The following is an 18,026-nucleotide window of genomic DNA, read 5'->3' on the forward strand; positions in this document are numbered from 1 at the left end:
GGGGGCAGTCTGAATTCGGCACGAGCAGCACGGGAAGGTAACCTGTGGCAAAAGACCGATCACAGCGCGATGACTACACGACCCCTCTGCGCCGCTTGTTGCTGGGGATCGTCATCCTGTGCTTGCTGGGCATCTTTCTAGTCTGGCGGATCGACAGCCCGCGCGTCGAGCGGTTCCGCGCGCAGGTGGTGGACGCAGTCGTACCGTCGATGGATTGGGCCATGGTGCCGGTGACTGCCGCTGTGAACCTTGTGCGTGATTTCCAAAGCTACCAGCGTCTGAGCGAGCAGAACCGCGAGCTGCGCAGCGAACTGCGCCTGATGCGTGCTTGGAAAGAGGCCGCACTGCAATTGGAGCAGGAAAATGCGCGGCTGTTGGATCTGAACAATGTCCGCCTCGACCCGCGCCTGACATACATCACGGGTGTTGTGATGGCCGACAGCGGGTCACCCTTCCGGCAGTCCGTCCTGTTGAATGTGGGGGAACGCGACGGGATCGTTGATGGCTGGGCCACGATGGATGGCATCGGGCTGGTTGGCCGAATTTCCGGCGTCGGGCCAGATACGGCTCGGGTGATCCTGGTGACGGATGCCACCAGTGCCATTCCGGCAACGATTCAGCCTTCTGGCCAGACCGCGTTGATCAAAGGAGACAATACTCCGGCCCCAGTGGTCGAATTCCTGGAAAACCGAGAGCTGGTCCGCCCCGGTGATCGGGTGATCACATCCGGCGACGGAGGCGTTTTTCCGGCAGGCCTTTTGATCGGCCAGATCGCCGCGGATCCGGGCGGCCGTCTGCGCGTTCGCCTTTCAGCGGATTTTGAACGGCTCGAGTTTCTTCGCGTTCTGCGCTTCCATTCGCCCCCGCCAATTCAGGATCCGGGTGGGATCGTCGGGCCAACTCGGCCCGAAACTGCGCTTGTACCGGATGAGGTAAGCGATGGATAGGCCCGCCTCATACAACTGGGCCATGCGCGGACTTTACGTTGCGCTGGCCTTTGTCGTGCTGTTCATGCACTTGCTGCCGCTCGATGCGCAACCGGATCGCTGGCCTTTTCCTGATGTATTGGTTGCGCTGACCTTTGCCTGGGTATTGCGGCGCCCCGATTATGTGCCCACTCTGTTGGTCGCGTTTGTCATGCTGATGGCGGATCTTTTGCTGCAACGCCCGCCGGGCCTTCTGGCCGCGCTGGTGGTGTTTGGCACAGCCTATCTGCGCTCTGCCGCTCCGGGTATGAAGGACACCGGATTTGTCGGAGAATGGATGTCTGTCGGTGTGGTGATTTCCATGGTCTTTTTGACGAACAGAGTCGTTTTGTCGATCTTGTCTGTGCAGCAGGCCGCATTGTGGCCAGTCGTGATTCAACTTGTGCTGACAATCGCCTTCTACCCGTTCATCGTGCTGTTGAGCCAAAGCGTATTTGGCGTCCACCGCCTGTCTGCTGCGGATGCCGGAGCCGTAGGGGGCGGAGCATGAAACAACGCAAACCCAAGTCGCAGGGCCTTGCCTATAAACGCCTGCCACGCCGGGCGCTGCTGCTGGGCGGTTTGCAGGCGGCTTTTATCGGCGGGTTGGCCGCACGGATGCGTTTCATGCAGGTGGATCAGGCCGACGAATACCGCCTGCTGGCCGAAGAAAACCGCATCAACATTCGACTGATCCCGCCAACCCGTGGACGCATCTATGACCGCAATGGTCAGATCATCGGTCAGAACTCACCATCCTATCGCATCGTTATCGTTCGTGAAGACGCAGGTGACGTCGACAAGGTGATTGCCAAATTGTCGGAACTCATCCCGCTGAACGATGATGAGATCCAACGCGCCCGGACCGAAATGCGCCGATCAGCGCCGTTCCTGCCGGTGACTTTGGCGGATCAGGTCACTTGGGAAGACATCTCGAAAGTCGCGGTCAATGCCCCGGCCCTGCCGGGTGTGACGCCCGAGGTCGGCCTGACACGGCAATACCCACGCTATGAGGATTTCGCCCATATCGTCGGCTATGTCGGCCCGGTCAGCGACTACGATCTCAGCAAGCTCGAAGACCCCGAGCCGGTTTTGCGAATTCCCAGGTTTCAGATTGGCAAGGTCGGGTTGGAAGCCAAGCAGGAAATTGCCTTGCGTGGCAAAGCCGGCGCAAAGCGTGTCGAAGTCAACGCCACAGGGCGCGTCATGCGCGAGCTGGACCGGCAGGAAGGTCAACCGGGTGCGGACTTGCAATTGGCGATCGATGCCGACCTGCAACAATATGCGCAAGCGCGGCTGGCAGGTGAAAGCGCGGCTGCAATTGTTCTGGATTGCGAAACCGGGGACCTGCGGGCTGTCAGCTCTACGCCCAGTTTCGATCCAAATCTGTTTGTGCGCGGTATCTCGGTCGCGGATTATCGGGCATTGACGGGGGACAAGTATCGCCCTCTGGCCAACAAGTCCGTACAAGGCACTTATCCTCCGGGGTCGACGTTCAAGATGGTCACTGCCTTGGCCGCGCTGGAGGCCGGCGTAATAGGCCCTGGAAACACAGTGTACTGCCCCGGGCATCTGAAGGTCGGCAGCCGCAGGTTCCACTGCTGGAAGCGCGGCGGGCATGGTACGGTCGATCTGAACCTGTCGCTTAAACGCAGCTGCGACGTCTATTACTACGACGTGGCTTTGCGGGTCGGGATCGACAAAATATCCGAAATGGCCCGTACATTGGGGCTGGGCGTCAAGCACGATATTCCGATGTCGGCGGTTGCCGCTGGACTTGCCCCCAACCAGGAATGGAAGCAGCGGACACACGGTCAGGATTGGCTGGTGGGCGACACGGCCAACGCGTCCATCGGGCAAGGGTTCATGCTGGCATCACCGCTTCAACTGGCCGTCATGACGGCTCGTATCGCCACCGGCCGATCTGTGACACCGCGCCTTGTACGATCGATCGACGGTGTCGAGCAGCCTTCGGGCGCAGGGGAACCGCTGGACATCAACGCCTACAATCTGGAACAGGTGCGCAAGGCCATGTACTCGGTCTCGAATGATCGGCGGGGGACGGCCTATCGCAGTCGCATCATCGCAGACGAGTTCCGCATGGCCGGCAAAACCGGCACCAGCCAGGTCCGCAACATCACCAAGGCCGAGCGTGCCGCCGGCGTTATACGCAACGAAGACCTGCCATGGGAACGTCGCGACCACGCCTTGTTCGTCTGCTTCGCGCCCTATGACAATCCGAAATACGCGGTTGCCGTGGTCGTTGAACATGGCGGCGGCGGGTCCAAGGCGGCGGCACCGGTGGCCCGCGACATCATGCTTCAGGCGCTCTACAACGGTACTCCGCCGCTTGAGGCATATCCGGTGGCCGACCGCGAGCGCATCAAGGAACAGCAAAAACGGCTCGAGGGCGACCGTCGCCCCAAAGCGCGTCCCGATGGAAAGGACCGCGCATGAGCTATCTAGAATATGCCGTGAAATCCACACCGTCGGGGTTTCGGAAATTCCTGTACATGAACTGGCCGCTGACCCTGTTGCTGATCAGCACGGCCAGCGCAGGGTTCCTGATGCTGTATTCGGTTGCCGGCGGGTCGTGGACACCCTGGGCAGAACCGCAGATGGAGCGGTTCGGGCTTGGCCTGATCGCGATGTTCATCATTGCTTTGGTTCCGATCTGGTTCTGGCGCAACATGTCCGTGCTGGCCTATCTCGGGTCGGTTGCGTTGCTGGTATTCGTGGAATTGTTCGGCACCATCGGCATGGGCGCGCAGCGTTGGATCGACCTTGGATTCATGCGCCTGCAACCCTCAGAAGTCATGAAGGTGGCCCTGGTCATGGTTCTGGCGGCGTACTACGACTGGCTGCCATCGCACAAGACGTCTCGCCCTCTTTGGGTCTTTATTCCCGTGGCTCTGATTGTCCTGCCCACGCTGCTGGTTCTGAAGCAGCCGGATCTCGGCACGTCGATCCTGCTGTTGGCTGCCGGTGGCGGGCTGATGTTTCTTGCGGGTGTCCACTGGGCTTACTTTGCGGCCGTCATTGCCGCCGTCGTGGGCCTGATCGCCGCCGTGTTCAACAGTCGCGGGACCGAATGGCAGTTGCTCAAGGATTATCAGTTCCGCCGGATCGACACGTTTCTTGACCCTTCTACCGATCCTTTGGGTGCCGGGTATCACATCACGCAATCCAAGATCGCCCTTGGTTCCGGGGGCTGGAACGGGCGGGGTTTCATGCAGGGTACGCAATCCCGGCTGAACTTCCTGCCCGAGAAACACACCGATTTCATCTTCACCACCCTCGCAGAGGAATTCGGGTTCGTCGGTGGCATCACGCTCTTGACTCTCTACGCCCTGATCCTTGTGTTCTGCATGGCGACCGCACTGGCCACCAAGGATCGGTTCTCGTCACTGGTTACTCTGGGCATCGCGCTGAACTTCTTCTTGTTCTTTGCCGTCAACATGTCGATGGTGATGGGCATGGCTCCGGTTGTGGGCGTCCCTCTTCCAATGGTCAGCTATGGCGGATCGGCCATGCTGGTGCTGATGGCCGCGTTCGGCATCGTCCAAAGCGCTCATATCCATCGTCCCCGCTGATCTGAAAGGCCCCCGATGCCCGTAAACGTTCTGTTTTCCGCGCGCCCTGCCCTGTGGCCCGTGTATGAACCGCTGCTCACTCGATACCTTGCGGAAGCCGGCGTTGAGGCGCGGCTCGGTACGGAATTTGACCCGGATCAGGTCGATTACGTTGTCTACGCTCCGAATGGCGGGTTACTGGATTTTTCGCCCTTTACGCGCCTGAAGGCGGTTCTGAGTCTCTGGGCCGGGGTTGAAAAGATCGCGGACAATGACACGCTGACCGTCCCCTTGGCGCGAATGGTGGATCACGGGCTGACGCAGGGTATGACCGAATGGGTGGTGGGCCATGTGCTGCGCTATCATCTGGGAATGGATCGCCACATCACCATCCAAGATGGCGTCTGGGCCCCGGATGCCCCGCCTTTGGCGCAAGAGCGCAAAGTGTGCATTCTGGGCCTCGGCGCATTGGGCGAGGCCGCGGCCCGCGCCCTGGCCTCGCTGAATTTCACGGTCACAGGCTGGAGCCGCACCGCCAAGGACATCCCCGGCGTAAATTGCCTGCATGGTCCTGACGGTCTACGTGACGCGCTTTCCCAGGCCGAGATACTGGCTCTGCTGCTGCCTGACACCGCTGCCACCGAAAACGCGTTGAATGCAGAAACGCTGGCCCTGCTGCCCAAGGGCGCGCGGATCATCAACCCGGGTCGCGGACCTCTGATCGATGACGATGCGCTGCTGGATGCCTTGAACGCGGGTCAGGTCGGTCACGCGACGCTGGATGTGTTCCGGGTCGAGCCCCTGCCCCCCGATCATCCGTATTGGGCACATCCGAACGTGACGGTGACCCCTCATATCGCGTCCGAGACCCGCCCGGCCACAGCCGCGCAGGTCATTTGCGAAAACATCCGGCGCGGCGAAGCCGGAGAGCCCTTCGTGCACCTGGTGGATCGCGCTTTGGGCTACTGATTTCAGGCCGCGATCAGACCGCGGCCTTTCAACAGGGCGTCAACCCCCGGCAATCTTCCCCGGAACGCCAGATACAGGTCTTCTGCCTCGCGCGAACCGCCAGTGGACAGGATGTTGTCCTCCAACGCTTTGGCGCGTTCGGGGTCAAAGGCACCTCCCGCCTCTTCAAAGGCGGCAAAGGCGTCGGCATCCATCACTTCGGACCACATATAGCTGTAGTACCCCGAGCTGTAGCCATCGCCTGCAAAGACATGCGCGAAATGCGGAGTAGCGTGGCGCATTCCAATGGCCTTCGGCATCCCCAACCCGGCCAAAACTTCTGACTGTTTCGCCATCGGATCTGACGGCGCCTCGCCATCGTGGAAGGCCAGATCAACAAGGGCCGAGGCGACATATTCCACCGTCTGGAATCCCTGATCGAAATTGGCCGCCTTCAGCACCTTTTGCAGCATGTCCTGCGGCATCGGCTCACCCGTTTCCGCATGGGTCGCAAACTCGGCAAGAACCTCGGGCACTTCCAGCCAGTGTTCGTAAAGCTGGCTGGGCAATTCCACGAAATCGCGCGCCACGGACGTGCCCGAGATGCTTTCATATGTCACGTTGGACAGCATCTGGTGCAGGGCATGGCCGAATTCATGAAACAGGGTCCGCGCGTCATCATAGGACAGCAGGGCGGGATCCCCCTTGGCAAAGTTGCAGACGTTGATGACCACCGGTGTCTGCTTCTTTGGGAATTTGGCCTGCGCCCTCATCGCGCTGCACCAGGCGCCTGACCGCTTGGACCCTCGTGCAAAATAGTCTCCGATAAATACGGCAACATGCTGCCCGTCGCGGGTAACGTCCCAAGCCCGGCAATCCGGGTGATAGAGGGGGACGTCCAACGATTTGAATTCCAGCCCGAAAAGCCGGTTGGCGCAGGCAAACGAAGCCTCGATCATGCGATCCAGTTGCAAGTAGGGTTTCAACGCGGCCTCATCCAGATCATGTTCCGCCTTGCGCCGCTTTTCAGCATAGTACCGCCAATCCCAGGCTTCCAGAGGGCCGTTGATGCCGTCTTCCTGCATCATCTGCGTCAGAACATCCGCGTCGGCGTCGGCGCGGGACTTGGCCGGTTCCCAGACCTGCATCAACAGTTCACGCACCCGATCCGGCGTGCGCGCCATCTCGGTTTCCAGCTTGTAGGCGGCGAATGTATCATAGCCCAGAAGCTTGGCGCGCTCTTCGCGCAAGGCCAGGATTTCCGCCGCGATGTCTCGGTTGTCGGTCTCGCCCCCATTGGCACCGCGTGCGGCCCAGGCGCGATAGGCTTTTTCACGCAGGTCCCGGCGGGGCGAGAATTGCAGAAACGGCACGATCAGCGACCGTGACAAGGTGACCACCGGCCCCTGTGCCTTCTTCTCCTGCCCCGCGGCACGTGCCGCGTCCACGACGAAATCCGGCAGGCCGTTCAGATCCTCTTCGGTCAGATCCATGTACCAGTCCCGCTCATCCGCCAGCAGGTTCTGGGTAAACGACGTGCCCAGCGACGCGAGGCGCGACTTGATCTCTTGCATGCGGGCGTCTTCGTCCCCTTCCAAAGCCGCGCCGGCACGCACAAAGCCCCGGTGGGTCAGCATCAGCACACGCGCCTGCTCCTCGGTCAGGTCAAGATCTTCGCGCCGTGCCCATAGGTCGGCCACACGCTTGAACAGCAACTTGTTGGAAGAAATGCCCGAAAAATGCGCCGAAAGCCTGGGGGAAAACGCGCGTTGCAGTTCTTCCCGCTTGGGGTTGCTGTCCGCGCCCGCAATCGTGAAGAAGACCGACAGAACCTTGTCCAGTTGCCCGCCCGCAGCCTCGAGCGCCTCGATCGTGTTGGCGAATGTGGGAGTATCCGGATTTGCCGCTATCGCGCCAATCTCGGCGTTATGCTCTTTCATCGCCTGCTCCAGTGCCGGCGAGAAATCATCATCCGAGATATCGGAAAAAGGGGCGATTTCAAATGGTGTGGTCCAGTTGGACAGGATCGGGTTGGTCATGCGGATCTCCTTTGATCCCATAGCTATGTCGCCATGGCCGGGTGTTCCAGAACACCCCACCCATGTGAAGAAAGGTTAATCGTTTGTCATGCCACAAATGGGGCAATCGTCCCGGCGGGTCAGAGCAATCTTTCGGCTTTCGCCATACAGCGCGTCATAGATCAGCATCTCGCCGCGCAGCGCCATGCCGGCGCCCGTTATCACCTTGATCGCCTCGACCGCCATCATCGATCCGACGACGCCCGGCAGCGGGCCGATCACACCGGCCTCGGAACAGGACGGGGCCAGACCGGGGGCCGGGGCCTCTGGGAAGATGCACTGATAGCAGGGGCTGCCATTGGCCGGGTCAAACACACTCAGTTGACCTTCCCACTGCGACAAAGCCCCCGAAATCAGCGGTTTGCCCAACGCGACGGCGGTTCGGTTTGCCAGATACCGGGTCTCAAAATTGTCGGTTCCGTCAAGGATCAGATCGAAGTCTGCAAACAGGTCGGTGGCGATTTCCTCGCTCAAGCGACGGTGATAGGGCAAAACAACGACCTTCGGGTTTTGCGCCTCCATCGCCTGCTGCGCCGAAAAGACCTTGGGCATTCCAATATCCGCGTCCCGGTGAATGACCTGTCGTTGCAGGTTGGCATTCTCGACGACGTCATCGTCGATGATCCCGATCGTGCCGACACCCGCAGCCGCCAGATATTGCAGCGCAGGTGCGCCCAGACCACCTGCGCCGATTACCAGTACGCGGGCTTTTTTAAGTTTTTTCTGACCGGGCCCACCCAGTTCGCGCAAAACGATATGGCGGGCATAGCGGTCCAGCTCGGCCTCGGTAAATCGGTCCGAGGGCATGTCGGGCTCCGGTTCCGAAGTTGAAACTGCGCGGTTACGCAAGGCTTTGAGTATTCTGCCATACAGCAAAGCCAGCGCCGCGAAACCCACGAGGATCAGCCAAAGCGCCGCAGACCCACCCGTTGCTTCGCGAAGAGGGTGCCCATCCGGCAAGATCAGATGGGACAGTATGACGCCGGCCAGCAACACACTCACGGAAACCACCCGCGCTTTTTTCGACGTGCCGGCGATATAACCGACACCCCAAAGCCCAGCAGCCAGGATGAAAACCAACAGCATCAGCCGCGCCCGGTCGAGCCGAAACCGCCAGCCCCGCGATCGGTTTCGCCCAGAGCCTGAGCCAGTTCAAACGTTGCCTGCACTACCGGCGCGACCACAAGCTGCGCGATACGATCTCCGTGGGCGATCTCGAACCGTTCCTGTCCCGCATTCATCACGATCACGCCCAAAGGCCCACGATAGTCGCTGTCGATAGTGCCCGGCGTGTTGGGCAGTGTAATCCCATGCTTCAACGCAAGGCCCGAGCGGGGCCGAACCTGCACCTCATACCCTTGTGGGATTTCAATGCGCAGGCCGGTCGGCACCAGCGCCCGCTGACCGGGGTCCAGCGTAATCGGCGCGCCGCCGGGCAGATTGGCACGCACGTCCGCGCCGGCCGCCCCCGAGGTTTCGTAAGAGGGAAGCGCCACGGCGGGGTCTGCCCCGTCTTCGCGGATCACCCGGATTGCAACCATGCCCTTGCCTTTCCTTCAGCCCGCCAACGCGTCCGCGATTTTCGCCGCCAGACGCCGGGCAACTTCGCCTTTGCCCATACGGGGCCATTCCTCGGCCCCGTTGTCCGAAATCAGGATGACCGCATTCTCTGACCCGCCCATAATGCCTGTTGCAGGGCTGACATCGTTTGCGACGATCCAGTCGCAGCCTTTGCGCAGACGCTTGGCCGTGGCGTGTTCGATCACATTGTCGGTCTCGGCCGCAAAGCCTACAACCAACGGCGGGCGGTTCACGCCCATCCCGGAAACACGTTTCAGAATGTCCGGGTTTTCGGCGAATTCCAGTACCGGCAGGCCATCGCGGCTTTTCTTCAGCTTCTTGTCCGATGCGCTGGCGACCCGCCAGTCCGCGACCGCAGCCGCGAATATTCCGGCATCGACGGGCAGAGCTGCATCAACTGCATCAGACATCTGTTGCGCGGTTTCGACAGGTACGACCCGCACACCCACCGGGGGCGGCACGTCTGCCGGGCCGGTCACAAAGGTCACCTCGGCCCCCAATTCCGCCAGCGCCCGGGCCACGGCGGCACCTTGGGCCCCGGACGAACGGTTGGCTATATACCGGACCGGATCTATCGGCTCATGCGTCGGGCCGGACGTCACCAGCACCCGCCTGCCCGCCAAGGGCCCCGCAGACAACCGAGCCTCAACCGCCGTGACAATTTCCAGCGGCTCTGACATGCGCCCCGGACCGTATTCGCCACAGGCCATGTCGCCTTCGTTCGGGCCCACAAAGCGCACGCCATCCGCTTGCAGCTGCTTCAGGTTTCGCTGTGTTGCCGGGTGGGTCCACATGCGCACATTCATCGCGGGCGCACACAGAATGGGTGTGTCCGTGGCCATCAGAAGCGTCGAGGCCAGATCGTTGGCCAGCCCTGCGGCCATCTTGCCCATCAGATCCGCCGTTGCGGGTGCCACGACGATCAGATCCGCAGAGCGGGACAGTTGAATATGCCCCATCTCGGCCTCATCAGTGAGGTCAAACAGATCGCGATAGCCTTTTTCACCTGCCAGAGCCGATACCGACAGCGGCGTCACAAACTCTTCCGCAGCGCGCGTCAATACAGGGGTTACGTCCGCGCCACGCTCGCGCAACCTGCGGATCAGGTCCAGCGATTTGTAGGCCGCGATTCCGCCACCGATAATCAGCAGAATGCGTTTGGATGACAGCATGTTCAGCCCTTCCCGTCCCGGTCGGCCCCGACATTAGGCAAGGCCCGCAGGTAGTTCCAGCGATTAATTCTGAACCTGAAATGCCGCACAGGGGTCTTCGCGCTCGGCCGTGGGGCTATCAATCACGATATCGAATTCTCCGTCGATTGCTCCATCCTCCGATTGTCCGACGGCCACGACTTTCCAACCAGGTCTGAGGCGCGCAAGATAGGTCGGTATGCCCCGATCCTTTCGCGCATGACCGTTTCCGGTGATCACGGCAACCGGACCCCCGGTTTCGTCCATCGCACGGACCACGGCCCGGGCCAGCACAGCATCGCGCAATCGTTGGATCGCAACCATCTGGGGCAACATTTCAGCCGGAAGCGCATCGCAATGCGCCGCCAACTGGTCGGCTTCGCGCGCGACCTGTTCTTCAGACGATAGAGGCACCGTCAGACCATAACGCGCCGCGTCTGCACCCAACGCCGTGGCGGCACCGCGTTCCATCGCGGCACGCGCAGCAGCACGCGGAACCATGGCCCCGTACACCGGCGCGCCTGACGCCTCGAACACCGGATAATACATGCTAAGCGGCGGCCAGCCACTTTCAGCCCATTCCAGAATACGGCTCAGTTCTTCCGGGTTGGACACAGCTTTCTGCGCAAGCCTCTGCGCGCCTTCTTCCGTGACCATTTCCCAGACGACGGCCGAGGGTGAAACAGCTTCAAGCGCTTCGGCCTGCACCAGATGATGCGTCGGGTTGTCGTGAACTTCCCCCAATATCACGACATCGGCGTCCCGCATCGCGGACATGGCATCAGCGGGAACAAGTCGATCTGCCAGCCCCGGTCGCGCTGCCGCAACCGTAAGACCCAGAACGCACACAAGAATCGCAAACTGTTTCATGCGATGAAGTGTTGCACCTCGCGCGACTGGGCTTCAAGGTTCTTGCGCATTTTCGCGAAGGCTGCGGCTTCAAGCTGACGTACACGTTCCTTGGACAGACCCAGCTCGGTTCCAAGGCTTTCCAGGGTTCGTGCGGGGTCTCGCAGCTTGCGCTCGCGCACAATGAAACGCTCGCGATCATTCAAGGCATTCATCGCCGTCAACAGCCACTTGCGCAGTTGTTCGGTGTCATGGCTGTGTTCAACTGCTTCGGCTGCCTGCTCGCGGTCATCTTCCAGGGCATCAATCCACTCGCGCCCATCCTCATCAGCGGATTGCACCGCATTCAGCGAAAAATCAGAGCCGGACAGACGACCTTCCATCATCTCGACGTCGCGCAGCGGCACACCGATTTCCGTGGCGATCATCTGATGCAATTGATGACGGTCCAGTTCCTGACCTTCGGTGGCGGCTTCCCGTTCCAGCCGGGCCTGAACTCGGCGCATGTTGAAAAACAGCGACTTCTGAGATGAAGTTGACCCGGTCCGAACCATGGACCAGTTCCGCATGACATAGTCCTGAATGCTTGCCTTGATCCACCATACGGCATAGGTCGAAAACCGCACGCCGCGATCCGGATCGAACTTGTCTGCGGCCTTCATCAGGCCAAGGCCTGCCTCCTGAATGAGATCATTCATCGGCGCGCCATAGCGCTTGAACTTGGCCGCCATCGAAATCGCCAGACGCATATAGGCGGTGATCAGACGGTGCAACGCCTGTTCATCACGCTCATCACGCCAGGCATAAGCCAGTTTCAGTTCGGTTTCCGCATCCAGCAGCTCGGCCTTCATTGCTTGCCGGGACATCGAAAAGTCCGTCGCATTATCTAGTGCCATAAACCTCTCCCCTGTTTGCAGGTACTGGTCAGACTTGCCTTGCCGACCTATGACCTTTACGCAAAACAGCACCAAACGGATCAACTATAGGTAAGTACTGTGTCGCCGGATTTAACCTTGGTTCTGGGTGGGGCCGCGTCGGGCAAGTCGGTTTTCGCCGAAGAACTGGTTGTTTCTCGGGGGAAAAGCCGAGTTTACCTTGCGACATCACAAGTGTTTGATGACGAGATGCGCCAGAAGATTGAGCGCCATCTTGAACAACGCGGCGACGGTTGGACCACGGTTGAAGAACCTTTTGATCCGGGGCCGGTTCTGGCCACGTTGTCGCCCGATCAGATTTGCCTGATTGACTGCGCCACCATGTGGCTGAGCAACCACATGTTGGCCGAATCCGATCTGGAAGCGGCACAAACCGCCCTGCTTGACGCCCTTCGTGCATGCCCGGCGCAAATCGTGATTGTCTCGAACGAAGTTGGCCACGGTATTGTCCCTGACAACGCCCTGGCCCGCCGGTTTCGCGAAGCCCAGGGGCGGTTGAACATCGCGCTTGCAGCGCAGGCCGATCTGGTGGTGCAGATCACCGCCGGGTTGCCCTTGGTTCTGAAAGGGCAATTGCCGTGACGCGCCTTCACCTTGTTCGACACGGGCCGACGCACGCGAAAACCATGGTCGGCTGGTCCGACCTGCCCGCCGACCTGAGTGATACAGCCGCACTGAAACGTCTGAACGACCATTTGCCGCCCGAGGCGCTTGTGATCTCGTCCGATCTGTCACGGGCAGTTGACACCGCCACGGCCATACAAGGTCAACGTCAACGCCTTCCTCATGATCCGGGCTTGCGGGAAATTCATTTTGGTCACTGGGAGTTGCGCGGATTTGCCGAAATCGAAGCCGAAGACCCGGAACTGGCCTTTGCATATTGGGACAACCCCGGCGATGTCCGCCCGCCGCAAGGTGAAAGCTGGAACGACGTCCGCAATCGGGTCGACGCGGCGATCGACACGCTTGTTTCAGCACATTCCGGCCGCGATCTGGTCATCGTTGCGCATTTCGGCGTTATCCTCACGCAAGTGCAGCGCGCCCTTGATCTGGACGGACAACAGACTTTTTCACACCGAATCGACAACCTGTCGGTGACGGATATCCTGATCGACGCAGACAGGTCGTCTGTCGGTACAATCAATCACCTTCCGTGAACAGACCCCGCACAAATCACTGTTTTACCGAACTGCGAACCTGCGGCATCGTCTGCGTATGACATATGATTTGTATATCGGCGACCGCCTCTTCTCCAGCTGGTCAATGCGTGGCTGGTTGATGCTTGAGAAATTCAACCTGCCCTACAGAAGCCACATGATTGGCCTGTATTCGGGCACCATGGCACAGGATATGGAGCCCTTGGCCCCAGCGCGACTTGTTCCTACCCTGCGCCTGCCGGAAGGAACTGTGGTGGGCGAAAGCCTGGCCATGGCTGAAACCCTGGCCGAGCGCCACCCTGATGCCGGGTTGTGGCCATCAGATCCCGCCGCCCGGGCAACCGCCCGCTGGCTGTGCGCCGAGATGGTGGCAGGGTTTGGAGCCTTGCGGGGTGAATGCCCGATGCAATTGCTGCACGTCTGGCAGGATTTCGACCCATCAGATGAAACACTGGCAGATCTGGCACGCATCGAAACACTCTGGGATCATGCGCGCATAATGTCAGGTGTGGAACAAGGCCCGTTGTTCGGCTCGTATTCGCTGGCGGACGTGTTTTACACACCTGTCGCAGCGCGGATCATCGGATATGGGCTGCCAGTTTCCAAGGCGAACCGGACCTATTGCCTGGACCTTTTGTCAGACCCCGCCGTCAGACAATGGCGCGCAATGGGCCTGACTGTCAGATACGACCCTTTTCCCTATCGTCTGGATTTGCCGTCCAAGCCCTGGCCGATCGGAGGGGTTTCAACCGCCAAGCCGGTCTCCGGCCCGTCAATCAACCAAGTTTGCCCGTATTCCGGCAAACCCGTTGCGGAATTTCTGGAGTTGGATGGAAAATGCTGGGGCTTCTGCAATCCATTCTGCCGCGACAAAACAATTGCCGATCCCGACGCGTGGCCAAAATTCGCTGCATTGCGCGCAACCGTTAACGACTCTTAAACCACAATCATGGCAGCAACACCCTGTTAACCAAGAACAGGACTGCCATGGTCGCCCGCGCCCACACTGTTGCCTTTCACGGCGTCGAAGCCCGCCCGGTCGAGGTGCAATGTGCCGTATCGCCCGGCTTGCCGGCCTTTTCCATCGTTGGCCTTCCCGACAAGGCCGTGTCCGAAGCCCGCGACCGTGTCCGCAGCGCGCTGAGTGCGATGGCCATCGCTCTGCCCTCTAAACGAATTACGATCAACCTGTCTCCTGCGGATCTGCCCAAGGAAGGCAGCCATTTCGACCTGCCCATCGCAGTCGCGCTGTTATCGGCACTCGAGGTCATCCCAGCCGATGCCGCCGAAGGAACGGTCGCACTGGGAGAGTTGTCGCTTGATGGCTCTCTGGTGCCTGTCGTCGGCGCCCTGCCCGCCGCCATGACGGCCGCATCCGAGGAACGCATGTTGCTGTGTCCCAAAGCTTCCAGCGCCGAGGCTGCATGGGTCGACGCCACTCAGGTTATCGGCGCGGGTTCCCTGGGCGATGTCGTCCGCCATTTCTCGGGACAGTGCCCTTTGCCGGCGGCACAACCCGGCGAGGTGAATCTGACGCCCAGCGTGCGGGATCTGCGCGATGTAAAGGGGCAGGAACGCGCCAAACGCGCTTTGGAAATCGCGGCAGCCGGGCGTCACCATCTGATCATGATCGGCACGCCGGGGTCGGGCAAATCCATGTTGGCTGCACGGCTTCCGGGCATCTTGCCACCGCTGACCGCAGTCGAAGCGTTGGAAACTTCGATGATCCAATCCCTGTGCGGGTTGCTGGATGAAGGCGGCATCAACCGCACGCGTCCTTTTCGGGAACCGCATCATACGGCCTCAATGGCAGCCATTGTCGGCGGGGGCAAAGGTGCCAAGCCCGGTGAGATCTCTTTGGCGCATAACGGCGTGCTGTTCATGGATGAGTTCCCCGAATTTCCGCGTACGGTTCTGGAGACCCTGCGCCAGCCAATAGAGTCCGGAGAAGTCATGGTGGCGCGTGCCAATGCCCATGTGAAATACCCCTGCCGCTTCATGCTGGTGGCCGCCGCGAACCCGTGCAAATGCGGCTACCTGACGGATCCATCGCGCGCCTGCTCTCGCGCACCCGGCTGCGGCGAAGACTATCTGAACCGTATCTCGGGGCCCTTGATGGACAGGTTCGACCTGCGGATCGAAGTTCCGCCTGTGGGCTTCACCGATCTTGATCTGCCCCCTTCCGGCGACAGCTCGGCGACAGTTGCCACGCGGGTTGAAAACGCCCGCGCCATACAGGCAGACCGGTTTCGGGGAATGCCAGAGATGCGTCAGAATTCCGACGCCGAAGGCAAAGTTCTGGAACAGATCGCAACACCCGATGCAGAAGGAAAAGCAGTTTTGCTGAAGGCGGCTGATCGGTTCGGCCTATCGGCCCGTGCCTTTCATCGCATTCTGAGGGTGGCGCGGACGATCGCCGACCTGGACGGCTCAGCCGACATCCGCAGGCCACATGTCGCAGAGGCGCTGAGCTTTCGCATCAGCGCCCGCGTGATGGCTTAGATCTTGGCTTCAATCGCCTGCCAGATCTTTTCGGCAATGTTCACGCCGTCGAACCGTTCCAGCTCTTGAATACCGGTCGGCGAGGTCACGTTGATCTCGGTGAGATAGTCGCCAATGATGTCGATCCCGACAAAAATCTGACCTTTTTCCTTCAGCAGCGGCCCGATGGCGGCACAGATCTCCAGATCACGCTCTGACAACCCGATCTTTTCCGGGCGTCCGCCCACATGCATGTTTGACCGCGTTTCGCCCGCGGCCGGCACCCGGTTGATTGCGCCAACCGGTTCACCGTCCACCAGGATCACCCGCTTGTCGCCATTGCTGACATCCGGCAGGAACTTTTGCACGATCAGAGGCTCGCGCGAGAACCCCGTGAACAGCTCGTGCAGAGAGGTCAGGTTGCGGTCATTGGCATCCAGTCGGAACACGCCCGCACCGCCATTGCCATAAAGCGGCTTGAGGATGATATCGCCGTGCTTTTCCTTGAACGCCTTGATCGTTTTTATGTCACGGGCAATCGTTGTCGGCGGCGTCAGGTCAGGGAAATCCAAAACCAGCAGTTTTTCAGGATAGTTCCGAACCCAGAACGGGTCGTTGACCACCAGCGTTTGCCCTTTCAGGCGGTCCAGCAGATGGGTGGACGTGATGTAATGCATGTCAAAGGGTGGATCCTGACGCAGCCAGACCACGTCGAAATCGGCCAGGTCAACTTCACGTTCGGGGCTCAGAACCGCTGGATCGCCAGCGACCCGCTGCACGGTCATGTCATGGCCGCGCGCCGTGATACGACCTTCCTGATAGGCCAGCTGATCCGGCCCGTAGAAAAACAACGAATGACCGCGCGCCTGCGCCTCTTCCGCCAGACGGAATGAGCTGTCGGCGTTGATGTCCACGGCCCCGATCGGGTCCATTTGAAAGGCGATTTTCATGGCGTGTCCCTCAGTTTCACGCAAGATACATGGCCCAGCAGGCCTGAGGGTTCAATGGGGCTTAGGCGTGACCGAAGGCGTTTTCGATGATTTGAACCGCGCCAGTGCCATCTACCAGTGCCGCGTCAAAGCGGACATTGGTCAATTGCCCACCCGGTTCGTTTTCCAGGTATTGCGCGGCTGAAGCACAGATTCGGTCAATTTGTCTTTGGCTGATCCGGGCTGCAGCATTTTCGAAACTGGAGCTTTTCTTGACCTCGATGAACACTAGCCCATCGCCGTCCCGCGCAATCAGATCGATTTCACCACCGGCACCCCGCCACCGATGATGCGCAATTGCAAACCCCCGGCGCTCGTAGTCCGAGGCGACCCGAAGCTCGGCTGACTGTCCCGCCTGATAGGAAACCGAGCCCTGAATTGCACGCCGCCCCATGTCATCCCTTTCCCAGTTTCAGAGCTTTCTGGTAAATAGGTCGGCGCGGCAGATCATACATTTCTGACACAAGATCCGCTGCGTCCCGAACCGAGTGGGTTTCCAAAGCTCGTTTCAAAGCCTCTTCTACGTCGGATTCGTTAACGCTTTGCAAATAGCCGCGATCCACCAGCAAAACGATCTCACCCTTGACCGGTTTTTCCTGAATTTCCGCCGCCAGATCGGCCAGTCTTCCACGGCGGATTTCTTCGAACTTTTTCGTCAGTTCACGGCACAAGGCCGCCTGGCGGTCTGCCCCCAGGCATTCCGCAAGATCTGCAAGGCTGGCCGAGACGCGTTTTGGGGATTCATAGAACACCAAGGTGCCTGGTATGTTTTTCAAAGCCTCAATCCGGGTCCGGCGTGCGCCCGATGCATTGGGCAAGAAACCTGCGAAAAAGAATGAATCCGTTGGCAGACCCGCCAGGGTCAGCGCTGTTATGGCAGCGGATGCCCCGGGCGCACAGGTCACCATATGCCCGGCTTCGGCCGCCTGCTTGCCCAGATCATATCCCGGATCAGCGATCAGCGGCATACCCGCCTCGGATGCATAGGCGACCGATTGTCCCTGTGCCAGGGCATCCATAAGTCTGCCACGCGCCCCGGCGCCGCTGTGATCATGGTAGGCTTGGATATGCCGACCCTCCAGGGGGATGCCATGGATTTCCATCAACCGCCGCAGGCTCCGGGTGTCCTCCGCCGCTATCACATCGGCCGAGGCCAGAACATCCAGCGCCCTGAGCGTAATATCGCGCGCGGTTCCGATCGGAGTGGCAACAAAATACAGGCCCGCAGCCAATCTGATCTTTTGGAAATTCAAAGCTGGACCCTCACAGCGTGACGTTTAT

General features: G+C 60.2%; 18 protein-coding genes. 9 read left to right on the forward strand and 9 right to left on the reverse strand.

All coding sequences use genetic code 11. The features are described from left to right. Window positions 1–44 precede the first annotated feature (44 nt). The 5 genes from mreC to ACR0E2_RS13515 are packed head-to-tail and all read left to right on the forward strand — an operon-like array spanning window position 45 to window position 5,506. Window positions 45–947 (forward strand): rod shape-determining protein MreC, encoded by a 903-nt coding sequence (gene mreC / locus ACR0E2_RS13495; protein ID WP_170346418.1) that lies wholly within the window; start codon window positions 45–47, stop codon window positions 945–947. Next, on the forward strand, window positions 940–1,476 hold the full coding sequence (locus ACR0E2_RS13500; protein ID WP_171666461.1) for a rod shape-determining protein MreD: 537 nt from the start codon (window positions 940–942) through the stop codon (window positions 1,474–1,476). The genes mreC and ACR0E2_RS13500 overlap by 8 nt, the downstream gene beginning before the upstream one ends. After that, a complete protein-coding gene (gene mrdA / locus ACR0E2_RS13505; RefSeq protein ID WP_171206014.1) occupies window positions 1,473–3,422 on the forward strand; it encodes a penicillin-binding protein 2 in 1,950 nt (649 codons plus the stop codon). Before ACR0E2_RS13500 ends, mrdA begins: the two co-directional genes overlap by 4 nt. After that, a complete protein-coding gene (rodA, locus tag ACR0E2_RS13510) occupies window positions 3,419–4,558 on the forward strand; it encodes a rod shape-determining protein RodA (RefSeq protein WP_480446753.1) in 1,140 nt (379 codons plus the stop codon). The genes mrdA and rodA overlap by 4 nt, the downstream gene beginning before the upstream one ends. A 15-nt stretch (window positions 4,559–4,573) precedes the next feature. Continuing rightward, window positions 4,574–5,506 (forward strand): 2-hydroxyacid dehydrogenase, encoded by a 933-nt coding sequence (locus ACR0E2_RS13515; protein WP_480446754.1) that lies wholly within the window; start codon window positions 4,574–4,576, stop codon window positions 5,504–5,506. 2 nt (window positions 5,507–5,508) lie between these two features. On the opposite strand, the gene ACR0E2_RS13520 is transcribed toward ACR0E2_RS13515, so the two are convergent. From ACR0E2_RS13520 to ACR0E2_RS13545, 6 genes are all read right to left on the reverse strand, one after another. Then, window positions 5,509–7,524, reverse strand: a complete 2,016-nt coding sequence (locus ACR0E2_RS13520; RefSeq protein ID WP_480446755.1) for a M3 family metallopeptidase — start codon at window positions 7,522–7,524, stop codon at window positions 5,509–5,511. Window positions 7,525–7,599: 75 nt separating this feature from the next. Continuing rightward, the gene (locus ACR0E2_RS13525; RefSeq protein WP_480446756.1) at window positions 7,600–8,649 is read right to left on the reverse strand and encodes a HesA/MoeB/ThiF family protein; all 1,050 of its coding nucleotides are present in this window, start codon (window positions 8,647–8,649) and stop codon (window positions 7,600–7,602) included. Next, window positions 8,649–9,104: a dUTP diphosphatase gene (dut, locus tag ACR0E2_RS13530; protein ID WP_171119662.1), complete on the reverse strand. Its 456-nt coding sequence runs from the start codon at window positions 9,102–9,104 to the stop codon at window positions 8,649–8,651. Before dut ends, ACR0E2_RS13525 begins: the two co-directional genes overlap by 1 nt. 15 nt (window positions 9,105–9,119) lie before the next feature. Beyond that, window positions 9,120–10,316, reverse strand: a complete 1,197-nt coding sequence (gene coaBC / locus ACR0E2_RS13535; RefSeq protein ID WP_171229749.1) for a bifunctional phosphopantothenoylcysteine decarboxylase/phosphopantothenate--cysteine ligase CoaBC — start codon at window positions 10,314–10,316, stop codon at window positions 9,120–9,122. A 63-nt stretch (window positions 10,317–10,379) separates the two neighbouring features. Beyond that, window positions 10,380–11,204: a ChaN family lipoprotein gene (locus ACR0E2_RS13540; protein WP_480446757.1), complete on the reverse strand. Its 825-nt coding sequence runs from the start codon at window positions 11,202–11,204 to the stop codon at window positions 10,380–10,382. Beyond that, window positions 11,201–12,079 carry an RNA polymerase factor sigma-32 gene (locus ACR0E2_RS13545; RefSeq protein ID WP_152456879.1) on the reverse strand — a complete coding sequence of 293 codons (879 nt, stop codon included), beginning with the start codon at window positions 12,077–12,079 and terminating at the stop codon, window positions 11,201–11,203. Before ACR0E2_RS13545 ends, ACR0E2_RS13540 begins: the two co-directional genes overlap by 4 nt. A gap of 99 nt (window positions 12,080–12,178) precedes the next feature. Here ACR0E2_RS13545 and cobU point away from each other — a divergent pair, with 99 nt between their 5' ends. Genes cobU through ACR0E2_RS13565 form a run of 4 tightly spaced genes read left to right on the forward strand, consistent with a single transcriptional unit; the run spans window position 12,179 to window position 15,777 of the window. After that, on the forward strand, window positions 12,179–12,700 hold the full coding sequence (gene cobU, locus ACR0E2_RS13550) for a bifunctional adenosylcobinamide kinase/adenosylcobinamide-phosphate guanylyltransferase (protein WP_480446758.1): 522 nt from the start codon (window positions 12,179–12,181) through the stop codon (window positions 12,698–12,700). Further along, window positions 12,697–13,275, forward strand: a complete 579-nt coding sequence (locus ACR0E2_RS13555; protein WP_480446759.1) for a histidine phosphatase family protein — start codon at window positions 12,697–12,699, stop codon at window positions 13,273–13,275. Before cobU ends, ACR0E2_RS13555 begins: the two co-directional genes overlap by 4 nt. A gap of 58 nt (window positions 13,276–13,333) precedes the next feature. Further along, window positions 13,334–14,215, forward strand: coding sequence for a glutathione S-transferase (locus ACR0E2_RS13560; protein WP_480446760.1), 882 nt, complete (start codon window positions 13,334–13,336; stop codon window positions 14,213–14,215). 47 nt (window positions 14,216–14,262) lie between these two features. Beyond that, on the forward strand, window positions 14,263–15,777 hold the full coding sequence (locus ACR0E2_RS13565) for a YifB family Mg chelatase-like AAA ATPase (RefSeq protein ID WP_480446761.1): 1,515 nt from the start codon (window positions 14,263–14,265) through the stop codon (window positions 15,775–15,777). On the opposite strand, the gene gshB is transcribed toward ACR0E2_RS13565, so the two are convergent. From gshB to rsmI, 3 genes are all read right to left on the reverse strand, one after another. After that, the gene (gene gshB / locus ACR0E2_RS13570; protein ID WP_171206023.1) at window positions 15,774–16,706 is read right to left on the reverse strand and encodes a glutathione synthase; all 933 of its coding nucleotides are present in this window, start codon (window positions 16,704–16,706) and stop codon (window positions 15,774–15,776) included. The genes ACR0E2_RS13565 and gshB overlap by 4 nt on opposite strands. A 61-nt stretch (window positions 16,707–16,767) precedes the next feature. After that, complete coding sequence (locus ACR0E2_RS13575) at window positions 16,768–17,139, reverse strand: YraN family protein (RefSeq protein ID WP_171119670.1); 372 nt, start codon at window positions 17,137–17,139, stop codon at window positions 16,768–16,770. A 1-nt stretch (window position 17,140) separates the two neighbouring features. Then, on the reverse strand, window positions 17,141–17,998 hold the full coding sequence (rsmI, locus tag ACR0E2_RS13580) for a 16S rRNA (cytidine(1402)-2'-O)-methyltransferase (RefSeq protein ID WP_480446762.1): 858 nt from the start codon (window positions 17,996–17,998) through the stop codon (window positions 17,141–17,143). Window positions 17,999–18,026 lie beyond the last annotated feature (28 nt).

The organism is Ruegeria sp. A4, assembly GCF_056543025.1.